The following is a 17,315-nucleotide window of genomic DNA, read 5'->3' as shown; positions in this document are numbered from 1 at the left end:
TGTTCCGGACGGGCCGCCTCGCCCACTACCCTAAGAAGAGGTCGTGACAGACCACTTCAAAACTCACGCGTCGGGTTTTCATTTGGTGCGGGCTGGCGTGATGTGATCGAATTTTTTGCTTGGGGCTTGGAATCTTCCTTCGGGGGCTGGATTTGGGCGGATTGAGTTCAGACGCCAAACGCCGGCCACAAGGGGCTTTCAAGACCGGTTAGGATCAATCAGAGGCGGAAACCGTTGGTTCGATCATTTTCCAAGGAAACTATCCGATGTGTTCGCAAAAGTTCCTGGCATTTGCCTGGCTCACCGCACCGTTGAGCTTCGTGCTTGCCTTTTCTCCAGCTTCCTATGGGCAAGACCAGCCAGCCGAATCGAAAGAGATTGGCGAAGAAGCGGTCGAAGTGGATGCCGAAATTCTCGCGGTACCCGATCAATTGATGCAGTTGCTGAAAGAGGGAAAACCCGATGAGGCTGTGAAGGTTCTCGAGGCGGCAATGGAGTCCAATGATGTTGTTGCCGAGGAGCTGAAACCGTTTCATCAATCGATCGCGACAGGGTTTATTCGCAAGCGGAAATACGACAAAGCGATGGAGCAGTTTGGTGCTGCGGTTGAGTTTGAAGTTGGACGCACGGATTCGCCTCCCGCGGCGGTGAGACTTTCCAGTTTGATTCAACAGGTCAATGCATACGGCCTTCGTGCTACCCAGCCCGAACTGGTGGCGGAGTGGTCGGACGAAGCCATCGAAAAGGTCCAAGCACTCGAGGCGGAGTACCCGGTTGAGATCCAAACCGCACTCTCGAGTTTGATCCGAACGCGTGCCTCGATGTTGGCACGTGACGACGAGGAATCGGCCAAGGAGATGTTGGCGAAGCAGATTGCAAAGCTGGAAGAAATTGTCGAAACCGACGAACGTTCGGAACTCACTTACGTTGCCCTGGTCGGTTTGCTCACGACTCAAGCACGACTGTTGGATGAAGGGGATGGACAAGAGCATGTTGCCTCCACCTTTGAGCAGGCCTTGGAGGCCTATCCCGATTCCGAGGCGTTGTGGGGGTTGTATGCAAACAACGAATACTCGGTAATCAGCGGATTGGCTCGAGTCGAGCCTGCGGCAGCGAGCGAACGAATGGAAGCCGCAATCGCCAGGTTGACACCGCACGAAGAAATGAAACGCGTTGAATTGACGCTCCGTCGAATCAAATCTCTCGAAAGCCGCATCGAGTCGACTCGAAAACAACTGGAAATGATTGGCCAACCGGCTCCGCCTTTGGACATTGACGGGTGGGCAAACGCCCATGGAATCAGCGTGGAGGACTTGGAAGGAAAAGTCGTTCTGTACGATTTCTGGGCGATTTGGTGCGGGCCTTGCATCGCGACCTTCCCCCATCTTCGCGAATTTCGGGAAGAGTTTGGTGAGCAAGGTTTTGAAGTGGTCGGAATCACTCGGTACTACGGTTACACGTGGGACGAAGAAAGCGGGAAGGCCGTGAATGGTTCGGATGATCCAACGCCCGAAGAGGAACGCGAGGCAATTGCAAAGTTCTTGCAATCCAAAGACATGAAGCATCCAACCATCGTGACGCCCAAAGAAACCGAGTTGCAGACCAACTACGGCGTGACCGGTATTCCACACGCTGTGTTGGTTGATCGCGAAGGCAACGTTCAGATGATCAAGGTCGGCAGCGGCCAAGCCAATGCCGACGCACTGCACGCCAAGATCAAAGAACTCTTGGGAGAAGCTTCCTGAGTGTGCAGTACGACTGTTGAGTGATCGCGTTTGCCGCATAGGCCAACGCAGCACGCGGCGTGAGGATCAGCCTGATGCCGGTTTGTTGGAGCCGGAACTGGAAGGATCGGGCAGCGTTCTTTGCAAGCGATGACCCAGTACCGCGAAAAAAGTTAAGCGATCACCGCTCAGATCAGCGGGATCTTTGGTAACCAGGTTTTTGAGCTCATGGTGTGGCGGTCGATTCTGGACGTGGCTCGTTCAGTTCATCCAGCAGTTGGAGAAGTGTTTCTCGGATTTTGGGTTCGGCATCAACCGAAAGGTAGCTCGATTTGGCCCGCCAGGTTTCGTAGCCGCCCAGTGCATGTTGTTCTGGCGTTGGCAGGTAACCGTTGTAGCCATTGGCAAGTTCAATCGTGAACGTGGGTTTGAAGGGGCTGGATTTCTTAATCGCCAGTCCGGTTTCCACAAACGTTTCGCAAGGGCTGCTGACGATGGCGAGTCCCCCGATTCGGATCGCTTGCAGTTTCACCTTCACGGAGGAAGGGTACTGAGCGAGATCCAATGTTTCGCCGGCGTAGATCAAGCGACGATCTTTCCAAGGGCCAGGACCGGATTCTGCAATCAACTGCTTTGCACGGGCGATTTCACTCGCATTGGGACGGCGAACGCCCAGTTCGATCTCGGTCTCACGCATCTCCAATGGCACCCAGTTTTCAAATTGGACGCGTTGGTAGGCAACCGCCGCGGAAGCCGCCACGTCGTTGGCCACCAATCGAATTTGCTCGAATGGGGGTTGGCTGGTTCGGCCTTCGAAAAAGTTGATGTTGTTGATGTCACCGCTTGTGCCGTTGGTCATCGCCGCGACAAATGGTGGCTTGCTATGAGTGGCAAGGATCATCTTGGTGAATTGGCGAGCGAATTCGCCGAAGTAATCTGCCGAGAGCGATTCAGGAGGAACACCACCGACGTAGTGCAGTGAGTAGTTCGCCCACATGGCAATGGGGCGACCATCAAGGGCTTGGACGGCAAGGACAGGAACCTCCGGGTCGACCGGTCCGGCAGGTTGAAGCAGCGAGCGACTGTTTGGGCCGGGGTTCATTCGCACTCGATCCGTTCCTGAGTCGAACGGGTCATTGATCTCGACTTCCGGCCGTAGAAACCAACGGCGATTGAAAACTTGGTTCGGATTGTTGCCGATCGCCCAGCCGATTCGTGCGGGTTCCAATTGCGAATGGGCCTGCCTGATGCCCTCTGCGATTCGTTCCGTTAGAAACGGGAGGTAATCCTCTTCCACCAAACTTTGAAAGGTTGGTGCGACCGACACAGCAGTGTGCGTGTGAGTTGCCGAGCAAAGAATGTGATCGGTAGCGATGCCCGTGGTTTCGGACGCCCGTCGTTTGGCCGCGTCGTAGATCTCTCGTGGGATCATGCAACTATCGCACGTGACCAACGCGATGCTCGTTTGGCCGTCGTCGAGCACCAAGCAGCGAGCATGCAGTGGGTCGTGTGCCCGCGTTGCAATGCGATGCGTCATGCTGCCCGACGAACTGACGGGGAACGTCTCCGGAGTGATGTCAATCGCGAACGCTCCGGCGCGGAAGACTTGGTCGCTGTCGACTGCCATTGCTAGGCCGGGAATGAACACCACCAAGGTGATCCAAACGGTGGCAGTCTGGATTGGTTTGGCAAAGCAAGAAGCTCTTGCAGATTGGTGTTCCACGCAGATTTGCGTTGATTGATTCGTTCCTCTGAACATTTCGTGTCTCACTTTTCGTGTTGCGGTATTGCAAGCCCCGTGAGGTCACCAGTGCGGAGAATCGTGCGAGCTGTGGCGTTTAAGACTTGGGGGGTGACTGAGGCCAAGGTGATTTTGGCTTGGATTGGGTTGGGTTGGATTTGGAGGTCGTTGATTTGGTTTGTTCGGTTGCTTCTGCTGGCGGCGATGTCGTGCTGGATTTTGCAGCCGTGCCTGGTTTGGGACCGTGGTACTGATAGTAGGTGCATTCGATACGGCCATTGTAAAGCTTCCTGCGCCGGTCTGCGGGACGACCCATCGCATGCTCCAAATTGGAGTAGGCGGTCAAGATATAACGCGACCAAGTCGGCAACCGCTCGAAGATGGAGGGCAAGGATTCGTACAGTTCGTCCAGTTCCCAATCCTCAGGGCCGTTGCCGTTTTGATCAGGTTCATCGAAGCGTGAAGATTGCCCTGAACCAATTCGCTGACCATAAGGCGGGTTGGCGATCACACATCCAAACGTTTTCTTGCTGCTGATCTCGTGAACCGGCATGGCTTGGAAGTGAATGTCGTCTTGAACGCCGGCTCGAATCGCGTTGTCTCGAGCGGCGGTCAAAACGCGACCGTCGATGTCGCTGGCCAAAATTTTCTCTTGCAACGGCGGAAGACTTTGGCTGGCTGCGGTGGCACGTGCGTCCGACCAAAGTTCGGCTGAGAAATCAGGCCAAGCCTGGCAAGCAAATTCGCGTTCGAGTCCTGGGGCCATGTTGCGACCAATCCGAGCGGCTTCGATCGGAATCGTGCCGCTGCCGCAAAACGGGTCGATCAAGGGGCGACCGTTTCGCCAGTAGCTCAGCAAAACCATCGCCGAGGCCAACGTTTCTTTCAAAGGAGCCGCGGAGATGTGCGTTCGGTAACCGCGGCGGTGAAGGCTGCGGCCGGTCGTGTCGATGGTCAGCGTCGCGACGTCCTTCACGATCGCCACGTCTACTTTGTAGAGCGGACCTGTTTCAGGCAGTTCGCTGGTTTTGTGATCACGCATCATCGCTTCGACAATGGCTTTCTTAACGCTGCGTTGACACGCCGGAACGCTGGTCAACGTCGATTTGATCGAACGTCCGGTGACGGGAAAGGCAGCGTCCGCAGGTAGCAAATTTCCCCACGGAATATCGCGGGTTGTGTCAAACAACGCATCGAAATCACCGGCGGGGAATTCAGCGACACGGATCAATATCCGATCGGCAGTTCGGAGCCACAAATTGGCGCGGCAGATCGATTCGTGCGAACCTTGGAAAGAGACCCGTCCGGAATCACTGATGCTGGCGTCGATGCCCAGTCCTTTGAGTTCCCGTTTGACGATGGCTTCCAATCCAAACGCACAGGGGACAATCAGATCATAGGACGGTGAGGTGGATGCAATCGATTCGCTTGGTTGGGTTTCCATCAGTGGTCAGACGTGGGCGAAGGGTGGTTCAGGCTGGTTCGTGTCGTCAAACTTGACGCAGGTTTGGTATTGCGGACGGTGCACACCATAACTGATTGGTCTCAATTTGAACGCTGCGGTCGATCGGAATCACTTTGATTCATGGTGGTTGTTGTATCCCGCCCATTCAGTTGAGTGCTCGGTTACAAGCGGGAAACTTGATGTGATCCGATCGAAGCGCCGGTATCAAGTGAAGCCGTCTTCAACCTTCGAAAATCGTTCTTTCTTTCTACCCTCGATACGATATGCTGCGGCTCGATCGGGCACACGGCTGGTTCTGATCGAAACAAATATCTTAGCCGCGAACGCAATCCAGGTATCATGATGACCACTGAGGCGGCAACGATTCCAGCTAGGTCTGGAAAGACTGGACGGAGAAGTCCCAAAGTCGGTTTGCAGTCTCCAACTCAACCTGCATCTCCCGCTCGGACCGACAAGGCTTCGCAGGAGCATTCCTACAGTGATCCAACCAAGCGTTCGGTCCGTTGGGATTACACGATCTTTTTCGTGACCCTGCACTTGCTGACGCTGTTGGTCTTGTTGCCCTATTTCTTTTCTTGGGCCGGGGTCGCAGCGTTTGTTGTTGGTGTGATTGTCTTCGGACAAATGGCGATTCCAATCGGTTACCACCGCATGTTGTCGCACCGCAGTTTTCGGTCGCCCAAGTGGTTCGAGCGAACTCTGGTGACGTTGGCCATGTGCACCGCCCAAGAAACGCCGGCGCACTGGGTGGCTTGGCACCGCATGCACCACAGTCATTCTGATCACGCGGAAGATCCACACTCGCCACGCATCAGTTTCATGTGGGCTCACGTGCGATGGTTGGTGCATGAAAGTCGGACACGCATGGCGACGTTTTCGATGTATGAAAAGTATGCCCGAGACATACTGTCGGACCCTTATTACCGATGGATCGAGAAACTACCCAGCCCGGCGGGAATGTTCTATCTCGCACATGCGTTTGTGTACGCGTTGTTGGCCGTCGGGATTTCGACGCTCGTCTACGGCAACAACGCCGAGGCCTACCGGATGGCAGCCAGCGTGTTCGTGTGGGGAGTGATTGCACGAACCGTGTGGGTTTGGCACATCACTTGGTCCGTCAATTCGATCACCCACGTGTTTGGATATCGAAATTACCAAACGACCGACGATAGCCGAAACAACTGGTTTGTGAGTTTGCTGACGGCCGGTGAAGGTTGGCACAACAACCATCACGCGGATCCGGCCAGCGCATCGGTTCAACATCGTTGGTGGGAAATCGATCCCAATTATTACGTGATCCGATTGTTCGGAGCCCTGGGGTTGGCAACCCACATCATCCGCCCCCGCCACGTGCGAAAAGGCGGAGCTGAAAGCTAAGTCGGTCGGCAGGAGTGTTTCGGCATTGCAGCCATTTCGGGAAGCGTTGGTGCTACCACGTACAACCGAGGCTAACTCTGGACTATCCCGTCTTTGGTATTGATACCGCAACGTGCATGGGTTCTGGAGGCGGTTTTCTGTCTTCAGTCACCTCTCCCCCGACGCAGGAGGTCGTGCAGTTTTGAAGTGCCCGTGCTCGCAAGGTTGAAATCACTCTCCCGAACGCAGTTGGGCAGGGTCGGAATGCGAGCGTTCAGCGAGAATTCCGGGGAGGGCAATACGCGTCGATTCACATGCTCGGCCCTCTCCCTCGCGTACGCCTGAACGGCGTCGCTCGACCTGCAACCCCAAAGATTGGATGACCGAGGCGAACGCCCAAACGGCTCAAATGGTGACGCCCGATCGTTCCTGCTGACTAGCTCAAGCCATTCTCGCGATCAATGTGAATGCGATTCGTAGTGTTGGCGTAGAACGTCTTTGCCGTAGTCGTTGCCATTGGGTGTTCGGACGACAGTGTGAATGTGATCACGCGTCGGTTTCGAAGTCCGGAACGGAGCGACTCGGCGTTGGTGGTCAAACTCGATCAAAATCACGGGGCTGTGGACGCGGTAGTAGTAAACGCTTTCATCTGTGGTCCCGCCAATCCAAGCGAAGTAGGTTTCGTCGAGGTGTTTTTCGACTTCGGACATACGGACCTTCGCGTGTCCTTCCCGCATGTTGCCGACGTACTCTGCGATCAATTGCAGCAACGCTTGTTTCTGAGAGTCATCGAGTTTTGATCCGATGAGACCTGCGTAGTCCAGTTTGACGTTGTCCTTGTAGGCTTCCGTCAGATTGTTGTTGCCGTCTTTGCGATTCATGATGATCGCTTCGGAACGCTGGTCATCGGTCAGCATTTGGATCAGATTCAAACCTTTGTCCTGTTCGTCTTGCATCACGATCGTTCCCGCGAATTTTCCTTGCTTGGCTTCGACGGGTTCTGATCCCATGAAGACGGGGCTCATCACAACTTGGTCACCCAAGATGAAGTAGTTGATGACGACGTGGTGCCCGTCGAGTTGCCATCCCCAGGGTTCTGTTTTGGAAGGCGTTCCCATCACTGTGATCCAGTACAGCCACTCGTTGTATTCCTGAGGGCGTTTCGCAAGTTCACCGAGCGTCCCGTTCAGCTTCATGATGTCTTTGGTTTTCTTCAGCCCTTTGGCACTGAGGCTTTGCTGAAGCATTTCGAAGGCAAGCGTTCGTTGCGTTTCGGTCATCTCGTTGAAGCCGACTCCTTGGCGTTTGGGGCTGTGTCGGTTGTCCCATTTTCTCCATTCGGTGTCGTCGACAGGGAAGACGGTTCGCTCACGTTGCTGGTTGGTCAGTCCCGCGAGGAAAGCTTCTGCTGCGACGCGAACGGGTTCGGTGGAGACGCCGGTGGACTCGATTGTGAACAGGCCTTTCTGCTTGCCATCCGATGTCGTGATGCCAACAAAAGGTTCGTCGACCGTGGGAGCACCCCTGCGTCCGCCTGGGCGCTGAGCATGGAGGCTCGAAACAGCGTTTGAGTAGAAGACCAATGCGGTGGCGACTGCGATCCAACGGGGGAGATGTGACGGTCGATTCATGTTTCTCAGTTGCGATCGAGGATTCAAGGTGACTGTGTTTCCAAATTTTATACACATCGGGCACGTCGGATGGCCAAGCACTTTGTAACAATGCGATGGGACCGGGTCTCGAAGGGGACACGCCGGATCCCGCACGGAGTGAAGTGAGAGTAGAACAGTTGTCCTCAACTGTTCCGTCGGGCAGCTTTCGACGGCCAAGCCTCATCGCAACCAAGTCCGCTTGCAACTGTTCTCGCCACTCCGCTCAATGCGTTGGCTAACTCCGACTATGTTAGCGACTCGGTGACCAACGCTCGCCGTTGATGTGGACCTGCTTCACTTTCAATGTCTTGCTCAACAAGACGATGTCGGCTTGTTTGCCGGCGGTGAGGCTGCCAACTTGTTGATCGATGCCGGTTCGTTCGGCCGGGGTCAGCGACGCCATGCGAACGGCGTCTTGCAGAGGAGCGTTTCCGACCTTGTGCATCGTGCGGACCATGTGGTCCATCCCCATCACGGAACTGGCCAAGGATCCGGGAGACGCCCAGCCGACTTGGCCGTCGCTGGTGAACCAGGAACCATCTGCTTCCGGTCCAAATCGATATTCTCCCGGAGGCATGTCGAGGGCTCGGTTGCAATCGGTGACCAAGCACAAACGCTCGCTGCCTTTCATTCGCCAAGCAAAGCTCAGTAGCTCCGGTGCCAGATGCATGCCGTCGGCGATGACTTCGGTGCTCATCTCGGGGTTGGCCAGAACGTATTCCAACATGCTGCCTTGCATTGGTACGCCGAGACGCTGGCGGACCGAGGACACGTTGCTCATCGCACACCAGAAGTGGTCGACGTGTCGCATGCCATTTTTGAACGCGGCTTCCATCTCGTCCCAACTGGAATTGGAATGACCGCAGGTCACCAGGCAACCTCGTTTGTTCGCGTGTCGGTAAAACGCCGCTGCTCCGGGAAGTTCCGCTGCGCAGGTCGCGATGCCAACTGTGCCGGATTCGAAGTAGCGGCGATATTCGGCCGCCTCGGGAGCTCGACACACGGACTCGTCGTGACAACCGGTTTTCCCCTTGGCGAAGTAAGGGCCATAAAGATGCACGCCGGCGATCTTGCTGCCAGATTGGATGTTCCAAGTGTCACGGACTTCACCGCACGCCGCTAGCATCGCGTGAATTTGATCGTCGGTGCCGGTGCTGGTTGTGGGGAACATGGTCGTCGTTCCGTGACGAGCATGGGACTGGCACACCGTGCGGACTGCGTCCGGGCTGCCATCCATCACGTCGGAACCACCCCCACCATGAATGTGAATGTCGACAAAGCCAGGGCAGATGTAGCCGCCTTTCGCATCAATGATTTTCGCGGAGGCGGGAACGCGAGAGCGTGCGGTTCCGACGTACGTGATTCGTTCGTCTCGGCAGACGACGACCGCATCGGGAAGCAAGCGGTCGGGCAAGATGGCGGTGCCATTAAGAAAGCAAAGATGGGACACAAATTGCAGTTGGGTTGGAGGACGGCCGGTGGGGACGAGAAGTATACCGCCAGTGAGTTGTGCTCGAGATGACCAATTGCGCTATCATGTTGGGCTGCTTTTCCTTGTGATCGCTCCGTTCGAGACCCCGCATGCAAACCTTGATTCACCGAAGTCTCCACGTTTTGCTGGCAACGGTTGTTGGCTGTTCTTGGACGCACGCCGATTGGCCGCAGTTTTTGGGTGAAAAACGTGATGGCTCGTCCAGAGAGACTGCGTTACTCGACGCGTTTCCAGATGGCGGTCCCGAGGTTGTTTGGCGGGTGCCCGGTGGTGTGGGAATGTCAGCGGTCACGGTCGCGGATGGTTTGGCGATCACCACACTCAATGGTTCGGGCAATCAGTTGCTCGTTGCTCTCGATGCCAAAACCGGCGAGCGTGCTTGGCAAACCGAATTGGCAGCGGAGTACAAGAATGGTCAAGGTGATGGGCCCCGCGCCACCGCAGCGGTTTCGCGTGGAGTTGTCTATGCGTTCACGGGTGACGGAGTCTTGTGCGCGGTCGATCAGAAGACGGGCGAGTTGATTTGGCGGACGGATGCGTTGAAGGTGTGCCGCGCTAGCGAATCGGAATACGGGATGTCGTCGTCGCCATTGGTGGTTGAGGATGCGGTGATTGTGCATCTCGGAGGCCGCGGCACGGCGGTGGCCGCGTTCGAAACCAGCGACGGTCGGCTGAAGTGGTCGGCGGGAAGCGGACCGGCCGGGTACTCTTCTCCGACCCTGATGAACGTGGCGGGCAGAGAACAAGTGGTCAGTTTGACGGGTAACAAGGCGTTGGGGATTGACCCGGTCGACGGCGCTGTCTTGTGGACGTACGAGTTTGAAACGCCTTACGCCTGCAACACAGCCAACCCGGTATCGGTCGACGGCGACGTGTTCATTTCTGCTGGTGAGAACCATGGTTGTGTGTTCATTGACGTCGAAGAATCGGGCGGGAAGTTCGCGGCAATGGAACACTGGGCCAGTGTCGATTCCAAAAGTGTGATGCGAAATGAATGGCAAACATCGGTGTTGGTGGATGGCTATCTGTACGGTTTTGACAACGTTGGAGCAGCCGGCCCAACCACACACCTGACGTGCATTGATGCGGACACCGGCGAAATCGTTTGGCGAAAGACTCGTTTTGGCAAAGGCAACCTTGTCCACGCCGACGGAAAACTGTGGATCACAACGATGGATGGCGAGTTGGTGTTGGTGAATGTCACTCCCGACGGATTCCATGAGTTGGGGAGAGCCAAATTGTTTGGCAGAACACGTCAATCGCTTTCGATCGCCGATGGGTTGGGATACATCCGCGACAACCAGGAAGTCGTGTGCATCAAGCTGCGCTGAGCCATTAGAATGGGGATGAAATTGGGTGTCGTGCCACAACGCGACCGCCCAAGAAAATCCTTCCGGCTACGCTCTCCCCACGCAAAGTCATGACCCACCGACGCAATTTTTTGTCCACCACATTGGCCGCTGGTGCGGCGACATTCGCGGCGCCCTATTTGATTTCTTCTGAGGCATTGGGAGCTGGTGATTCGGTCGCTCCATCGGAACGCATCACGCTGGGGGTGATCGGGATCGGGCCTCGTTGCACGTACGACTTGAAAGCCATTTTGAAGCTCAAGGATGTGCGGTGTGTTGCCATCGCTGATGTTCAGCAGTCACGTCGTGATGCCGGAAAGAAATTGGTCGATGATCACTATGGCAACCAGGACTGCAAGCTTTATCAAGACTTTCGCGAGTTGCTGGCCCGAAATGACATCGATGCGGTGTTGATTGCAACGGGCGATCGTTGGCATGCGGCCGCGTCGATCTTGGCCGCCGAGGCTGGCAAGGACGTTTACAGCGAAAAGCCGTGCGGGATCACGATTCAAGATTGCCAGTTGCTCCATGAGACATTCCAGCGAACGGGGCGAATCTTTCAAGCGGGCACGCAGCGACGCAGTGTGCCCAACTTCATCCAAGCCGTGCAGGTGGCTCAGTCAGGAAAGCTTGGTCAGCTCAAAGAGTTGCAGGCCACGGCTTACTTGCCGACTTTGGACAACACTTGGTTGCCGGCTCAGCCAACGCCGGACGAAGCCGTTTGCGATTGGAACATGTGGTTGGGGCCTGCTCCGTGGCGTCCATTCAACCAGAAGTACGTCGATGGTCGTTGGCGTGGTCAGTACGACTTTGACAGCGGTGCGCGTTTGCTGGATTGGGGAGCTCACACGTTGGATCTTTGCCAATGGGCGGCGAGTGCCGACGACACGATGCCGGTGAAGTATGAGCCTTCGCAGACCGCGATTATGTGCACCTATGCTAACGGCATTCAGTTGAAAGTGGACTTCTTGGAGGAGCCGTTTGGCGATCGAAGTCCGCGTTGGCTCACTCGTTTGGGGACTTGCCCAGTGCGGTTCATCGGTGAGGATGGCTCGATTGAAACGGGCGATGAAGGTGAAATTGTGGCGTCTTCGCCCGCCTTGCAAAAAGAGCTTTCCAGCGCGGAGCGTGTGCGTGGTTTGGACGTCACCGCTCATGCACGGAACTTCTTCGATTGCATCAAGAGTCGAGAGCAGGCGACTTGCAATTCAACCGTGATGCGTCGGTCGCACATTGCCTGTCATGCCGCGGCGCTGTCTTGGATTTTGAATCGCACGCTCACGATTGATCCCCAAACGGAAACGTTTGTGGACGACGATGAAGCGAACCGTCTCCGCAGTCGTGCCAAACGCGATTGGACTTAGACCGTTCGTTTTTAGGCGAGCACGTCGTGGATGACGTGGCCGAAATCTCTTTCCAATCGTTGGCGACCGGGAACGACCAACTCGTGCGGATTCAGGCCGAGTTGGTGTAAGAGGGTGGCGTGGATGTCGGTCACATAGTGGCGATCGTCGACCGCGTGAAATCCAATCTCATCCGTTGCCCCGTGCGTCATTCCGCCCTTCACTCCGCCGCCGGCCATCCAAACGCTGAATCCGTAGGGATGATGGTCGCGACCGTTGGATGATTGAGCGCCGGGAGTTCGTCCGAATTCGGTTGCCCAAACGACCAGGGTTTCATCCAGCAGTCCGCGTTGTTTTAAATCCTTGAGTAACGCTCCGATGGGCTGGTCGGTTTGTTTGCACAGTTTGGTGTGTCCGGCTTTGAGGCCCTTGTGGTTGTCCCACTGCCCTGCCCCGCCGTTGCTACCGTGATAGACCTGGACAAAGCGAACACCTTGCTCGACCAATCGGCGGGCCGTCAGCATTTGTCGTCCGAACACTTTGGTCTCGGGTTGGTCCAGCCCATAGTCTCGCTGAGTCTGAGCGGTTTCGTCCTCCAGACGCACCACGTCGGGGACCGCGGTTTGCATTCGAAATGCCAATTCATACGAACGGACTCGGGCACGCAACGCTTCGTCGGTTGGGAACTGTTCTGACGAGATTTGATTCAGTTGACGAAGCAGTTCAAACTCGCCGGCCTGTTCTTCTTGATAGACGCCGCCGGGTGGGGCCGCATAAGGCAGCGGGATGTCCGAATCGATGTCCAGCGGAATGCCATCGTATTGAGGCCCCAAGTAGTTTGCACGGTGACATTCACGACCGCCGCAGCAATCGGCGACGGGCGTTCCCATCACAACAAATTGGGGCAAGTTATCGTTGAGCGAACCCAGGCCATAGGTCGCCCACGAACCGACGGTGGGAAAGAAACCGTCAACGCGATGGCGGCCCGTGTGAAATTGCAATTGAGCACCGTGGTTGCTGTCTTCGGTCCACATCGACCGGATCACGCAGAGATCGTCGGCACATTCTCCGACATGTGGGAACCAGTCGCTGATCTCAATTCCGCTCTCGCCACGCGGTGCGAAGCCGACCTGCAAAGGATAGATTTCGTTGCGGATGAATCCGTTGTTGGGGTCAAACGCGACGACGCGTTCGTTGGCCAGATAGGGTGATTCAAGAACTTTGGCGTACGGCGTCTCTTTGATCGTTTTGCCGGCCAGTTTGTTCAGTTGCGGTTTGGGATCGAAGGTTTCCATGTGGCTGGCGCCGCCAATCATGAACAGCCAAATCACACTCTTGGCTTTCGGAGCGATCTTTTTCAGTTCGCCTTCCGCGATCACGTCAGCATGAGCGGTCGCGTCGCCTTGCAGAAGGCTGGACAGCGCGACGCTACCGAATCCCAGGCCGAGGTCTTGCAGGAAACCGCGGCGGTGCCGTTCTGAGAAGGAGTGTGGTCGGTTGTTTCCAAATTGCATGGTCATCGCACCGTCACAAAGTCGTTGTGGTTGAACAAGACGTGAACCAAGTTTTCACGTGCGCGAAGGTTCGCATCGGTTGCTGGCGGGACCGTGGTTTTGGCCGCACCGAGGGAAGGGGAAAGCTTCTCGGAATCTGCCAGCAAGGTCGCTTGGTGAATCAAGAACGATTCGCAGGCGGAGCGTTCGCTGTCGCTGGGTTCACGTGCGAAAATGGCGGCGTAGGCTTCCGTGACAAACGTGGGATCATCGCTAGCTTCGGCATTCAAACGCGCCGCAGTGGTGCGAGATTGATCGATCGCCAACGGACTGTTCGCGAGCGCGAGTGCTTGTTGCGGGACGATGCTTTCTGATCGGCGGTAGCAATCGGTTGGGTTGGCAGCATCGAAGACAACCAACATTGGCATTTGTTTCTCATAGGCGTGGCGGAAGTAGACGCTGCGTCGCGGCGTGGTTTCGCCTTGGTTGAAATCGATGTCGGGGCCTCCCATGGATTGGTCCAGCGTCCCGGCGATGGCGAGCAGATTGTCGCGAACCAGTTCGGCTTCCAGACGACGAACGTTGGCCCGCCAGAAGAACAAATTGTCCGGATCCATTTCAACGTTCTTCGCGAAAGTGCCTTCGGATTCCACCGTCGCGGATGAAGCGAGTTGATAGGTCCGTGATTGCAGGATCAAACGATGGATGTGCTTCATGCTCCAATCATTTTCGATCAGTTCCACGGCCAACCAATCCAGTAGATTGTGATGGATCGGTTGAGCGGCTCGAAGTCCGAAGTCGTCCACACTGGGAACCAGTGGTTGGCCGAAGTATCGCGTCCAAATGTGGTTGACGGCAACGCGCGCGGTCAAGGGATTCTCTGGGGCGGTGGTCCAGTGGGCGAGTGCGGTGCGACGACCGCTGCTGGTGGACGGGTAGCTTTTGCCAACGGGGGTGAACGCATCGTCGTTGGTCACCAGTTTGACGGAAGCTTCGACCAGCTTATTCTCGAGGTCCATCAGCTTTTTGTTGGCCGCGTCGAGAGCCGCCTTCTTTTTGGATTCGTCTGTTTCTTTCGATTCTTTGGCGGTGGTGACCGCGACGCGTTGTTTCAGCACATCGAGCAAGGCTTGTTGAAAACGCAGGGTTCGTTCGGACTTTGCGGCCTGGATGGCTAGGTCAGCGGGGGCAGTTTGATCGGTGGCCGGTTCGACATTGTTTGGGTTCGAACCAACGAGTTTGGCTTTGGTGGCGGCCCAACGTTGGCGAACAGATTTCAGGTTTGCTTCGGCAACGGCAACCTGTTGACGAGCGATCGCATCGTCCTTGGCTTGGGACTCGCGATGTGACTTTTGGGCGGAGGCAAGTTTTCTCTCTGCGGCGGAAACTTCTTCGGATTCGATGTAGTCCCGCAGGAAAGGATTGGCGGCGAGATTCGACAGTTCAACGGGCTGAATCGCGAAGGGGACTTCGACGATCTCCGGCACCGACGGATCAATCGGATGGTCTTTGTCGGGATTCTTCTCGTTTCCCTGCACGTACAAAAAGGTCGGGGCGTTCAGGTCCGCATCGTAGGCTCGCGGCAGCCCGAGTTTGGCCGTGTCGGGTTGCCCGAGTTTGGCCGTGTCGGGTTGCCCCGGCAGACGTTCGGTGCGGACTCGGTGGGGTTGGAAAATCGCTCGAAACGCGTAGTACTCTTGTTGTGAAATCGGGTCGTACTTGTGGTCGTGGCACCGTGCGCAGGCGATCGTCATTCCAAGGAAAGCTTTCGCGGTGTGTTCAACGGTTGCGTCCAGCCAGATGTCGCGATTGCTTTTGTGAAAGTTGCGAACCAGGAATCCGGTCGCTCGGAGCGTGTCGAGATCCTCGGGGGCGATCTCATCGCCCGCCAACATCTCGTGGATCATTTGGTCGTAGCCTTTGTCCTCATTCAGCGATTCGATGATCCAATCACGCCAATGCCAGATGTGTCGTTGGCTGCCGCGGAGTTCATTTTTGTAGCCATCCCAGTCGCTGTATCGCCAAACATCCATCCAGTGCCGTCCCCACTTTTCGCCGTAAGCGGGATCGTCGAGCAAACGGTCGATTCGCTGCCGCCAAGCGTCGCTGGAAGGATCCGCTGCAAACTCGGCCTGGTCCTTGCGAGATGGCGACAACCCAGTCACATCCAAGTGGAGGCGACGCAACGCAAGGGAGGGATCGGCGGGGGGAACCGGATCCAGTTGGCTTTGCCGCCACAGGTCGAACATCAGGACGTCGATGGGATTCGACGACCAAGGTTCTGGGATGTCGGTTGCCAGTTCGGGGCGAGTGGGAGTCTGGTAAGCCCAGTGTTCTGACGGGGACTCAATGATCTCTTCGTCAGGCGGGCTTGGTGCTCCGAGTTGGATCCACTGCTTCAGCAATTCGATCTGTTGATCCGACAGGGGTGTGCCTTCTCCTTCGGGCGGCATCCGTTCGTCTGGATCCGAAGTCGCGACTCGACGAATCAATTCGCTATCAGCCGGTTGATCGAAATCCAACAGCCCGTTTGGGCTTTCGTCACCACGGATCAAGGACCCAGCGTCAAGTCGTAGCCCGCCTTCTTGTTTGAGGACGCCGTGACAAGCACCGCATTTCTCTTGGAAGAGAGGTTTGATATCAGACTCATAGTCCACGTCTGCTCGCAAGTTCGAGTCAACGAGAACGATCGCCAGGACGGCAAGGATGGTTCGCGACATAGGTGGGACATCTGCTTCGCGGGAGGTGGGAGACCCCCAGCGTAACCCCAAACGATGGCGCCGGTCCAGTATTTTGTTTGCAAAACTGGTGGCAGCGAACCATCACCCGCAGACTTGATTTCGGCCGGATTGTTTGGCGTTGTAGAAGTGTCGGTCGGCATCTTGGATGCAACGTTTTGACGGTGGAAGGTTGCGTGGGATCCGAGGCGGAGATCCCGAACTGGCGGTGATAGGGAGTGGACCAATCGAGGTTGTGAACGGTGTGTCGGCACTCGTTGCTCGGCGTCGTTCTGCAATATGCCATCGCGTCTCGGCGCCCTGTCGTAGGAGAGGTGCAACTGAGCCTAATCAATCAAGTGAACGCCGTCAGCTATGTTCGTGTCTGTCAAAGGCCATGGAAGGACAGAATCTGTGAGGCGTTGAGAGTAGCCCATGCCAACGCGGACCCTCGGTTTGGTCGCCCTGAGCTGACTGCGCAGGACGACCAGGATTCCGAGTGAACGGGACGTGGGTTACCCTTTGGCTTCCGTCTTCTTTTGGCTTTTGGAAACCTTCGCAACGGTCTCCTCAGATGAGTTGTCCCCGGCCTTTGTGGTTTCCGAATCTTCCGCCGATTCTTCTTGAAGTTGGTCAGCGTATTCTTTGAGTATCGATTCCTTGACGACCATTTCAATGTTCACGTTGGCTTCCTTGTTTGGAGTCGATTTACCTTTCGTCGATTTATTGACGATCGGTGTGCCATCTTGTTTGGTGGCATTGGGAAGTTGGGCGCGAACTTGTTCAGCTGTTGCGCAATGCAGAATGAGCCATTTGGCGGGCATTCCACCAGCGTGGAACGGTGAGTTCGGATCTGGATCGTTGATGACATAAACGTCGTAGACCGTTCGGCTTCCCTCTTTGCGACGATAGATCTTCATTTGCATTAGCTGAGGGACCAATCGACATTCGACCGTCTTCTTTTCGCAGTCATTGATCGGAAC

At 56.1% G+C, this 17,315-nt stretch carries 11 protein-coding genes; 4 read left to right on the top strand and 7 right to left on the bottom strand.

Features of this window, described 5'->3' with window-relative positions:
• Nucleotides 1-266 precede the first annotated feature (266 nt).
• Nucleotides 267-1,745: a redoxin family protein gene (locus ACF8AM_RS07370; protein ID WP_392555007.1), complete on the top strand. Its 1,479-nt coding sequence runs from the start codon at nucleotides 267-269 to the stop codon at nucleotides 1,743-1,745.
• A 205-nt stretch (nucleotides 1,746-1,950) separates the two neighbouring features.
• Here ACF8AM_RS07370 and ACF8AM_RS07365 read toward each other — a convergent pair whose 3' ends face one another.
• Together ACF8AM_RS07365 and ACF8AM_RS07360 are read right to left on the bottom strand one after the other, a co-directional pair.
• Nucleotides 1,951-3,447 carry a hypothetical protein gene (locus tag ACF8AM_RS07365; RefSeq protein WP_392555006.1) on the bottom strand — a complete coding sequence of 499 codons (1,497 nt, stop codon included), beginning with the start codon at nucleotides 3,445-3,447 and terminating at the stop codon, nucleotides 1,951-1,953.
• A 115-nt stretch (nucleotides 3,448-3,562) separates the two neighbouring features.
• On the bottom strand, nucleotides 3,563-4,909 hold the full coding sequence (locus ACF8AM_RS07360) for a class I SAM-dependent RNA methyltransferase (protein ID WP_392555005.1): 1,347 nt from the start codon (nucleotides 4,907-4,909) through the stop codon (nucleotides 3,563-3,565).
• Between the two features lie 432 nt (nucleotides 4,910-5,341).
• Between ACF8AM_RS07360 and ACF8AM_RS07355 the strand changes: the two genes are divergently transcribed.
• Nucleotides 5,342-6,307 carry an acyl-CoA desaturase gene (locus ACF8AM_RS07355; RefSeq protein ID WP_392555004.1) on the top strand — a complete coding sequence of 322 codons (966 nt, stop codon included), beginning with the start codon at nucleotides 5,342-5,344 and terminating at the stop codon, nucleotides 6,305-6,307.
• 437 nt (nucleotides 6,308-6,744) lie between these two features.
• Here the strand turns inward: ACF8AM_RS07355 and ACF8AM_RS07350 are convergent, their stop codons facing one another.
• Both ACF8AM_RS07350 and nagA read right to left on the bottom strand, forming a co-directional pair.
• Complete coding sequence (locus ACF8AM_RS07350) at nucleotides 6,745-7,926, bottom strand: DUF3500 domain-containing protein (protein ID WP_392555008.1); 1,182 nt, start codon at nucleotides 7,924-7,926, stop codon at nucleotides 6,745-6,747.
• A 262-nt stretch (nucleotides 7,927-8,188) separates the two neighbouring features.
• Nucleotides 8,189-9,388 carry an N-acetylglucosamine-6-phosphate deacetylase gene (nagA, locus tag ACF8AM_RS07345; protein ID WP_392555003.1) on the bottom strand — a complete coding sequence of 400 codons (1,200 nt, stop codon included), beginning with the start codon at nucleotides 9,386-9,388 and terminating at the stop codon, nucleotides 8,189-8,191.
• Nucleotides 9,389-9,519: 131 nt separating this feature from the next.
• On the opposite strand from nagA, the gene ACF8AM_RS07340 reads away from it, so the two are divergent.
• Complete coding sequence (locus tag ACF8AM_RS07340; protein ID WP_392555002.1) at nucleotides 9,520-10,761, top strand: PQQ-binding-like beta-propeller repeat protein; 1,242 nt, start codon at nucleotides 9,520-9,522, stop codon at nucleotides 10,759-10,761.
• Nucleotides 10,762-10,850: 89 nt separating this feature from the next.
• Nucleotides 10,851-12,143 (top strand): Gfo/Idh/MocA family protein, encoded by a 1,293-nt coding sequence (locus tag ACF8AM_RS07335; protein WP_392555001.1) that lies wholly within the window; start codon nucleotides 10,851-10,853, stop codon nucleotides 12,141-12,143.
• A gap of 11 nt (nucleotides 12,144-12,154) precedes the next feature.
• On the opposite strand, the gene ACF8AM_RS07330 is transcribed toward ACF8AM_RS07335, so the two are convergent.
• The 3 genes from ACF8AM_RS07330 to ACF8AM_RS07320 form a co-directional block, all read right to left on the bottom strand.
• Nucleotides 12,155-13,642, bottom strand: a complete 1,488-nt coding sequence (locus ACF8AM_RS07330) for a DUF1501 domain-containing protein (protein ID WP_392555000.1) — start codon at nucleotides 13,640-13,642, stop codon at nucleotides 12,155-12,157.
• Nucleotides 13,639-16,335, bottom strand: coding sequence for a DUF1553 domain-containing protein (locus ACF8AM_RS07325; protein WP_392554999.1), 2,697 nt, complete (start codon nucleotides 16,333-16,335; stop codon nucleotides 13,639-13,641). Before ACF8AM_RS07325 ends, ACF8AM_RS07330 begins: the two co-directional genes overlap by 4 nt.
• A 512-nt stretch (nucleotides 16,336-16,847) precedes the next feature.
• On the bottom strand, nucleotides 16,848-17,315 hold a 468-nt coding region (locus ACF8AM_RS07320), incomplete at its 5' end, for a hypothetical protein (protein ID WP_392554998.1).

This window comes from Rhodopirellula sp. JB055, assembly GCF_043100905.1.
Classification (GTDB): Bacteria; Planctomycetota; Planctomycetia; order Pirellulales; family Pirellulaceae; genus Rhodopirellula.
The sequence above is the reverse complement of the archived record's forward strand: the minus strand, read 5'-3'. Positions and strand labels throughout refer to the sequence as shown.

Excerpts from the sequence above, each read along its gene's own strand:
- ACF8AM_RS07370 (WP_392555007.1), top strand. The coding sequence starts at position 267 with ATGTGTTCGCAAAAGTTCCTGGCATTTGCCTGGCTCACCGCACCGTTG.
- ACF8AM_RS07360 (WP_392555005.1), bottom strand. The coding sequence starts at position 4,909 with ATGGAAACCCAACCAAGCGAATCGATTGCATCCACCTCACCGTCCTAT.
- ACF8AM_RS07340 (WP_392555002.1), top strand. The coding sequence starts at position 9,520 with ATGCAAACCTTGATTCACCGAAGTCTCCACGTTTTGCTGGCAACGGTT.
- ACF8AM_RS07335 (WP_392555001.1), top strand. The coding sequence starts at position 10,851 with ATGACCCACCGACGCAATTTTTTGTCCACCACATTGGCCGCTGGTGCG.
- ACF8AM_RS07330 (WP_392555000.1), bottom strand. The coding sequence starts at position 13,642 with ATGACCATGCAATTTGGAAACAACCGACCACACTCCTTCTCAGAACGG.
- ACF8AM_RS07325 (WP_392554999.1), bottom strand. The coding sequence starts at position 16,335 with ATGTCGCGAACCATCCTTGCCGTCCTGGCGATCGTTCTCGTTGACTCG.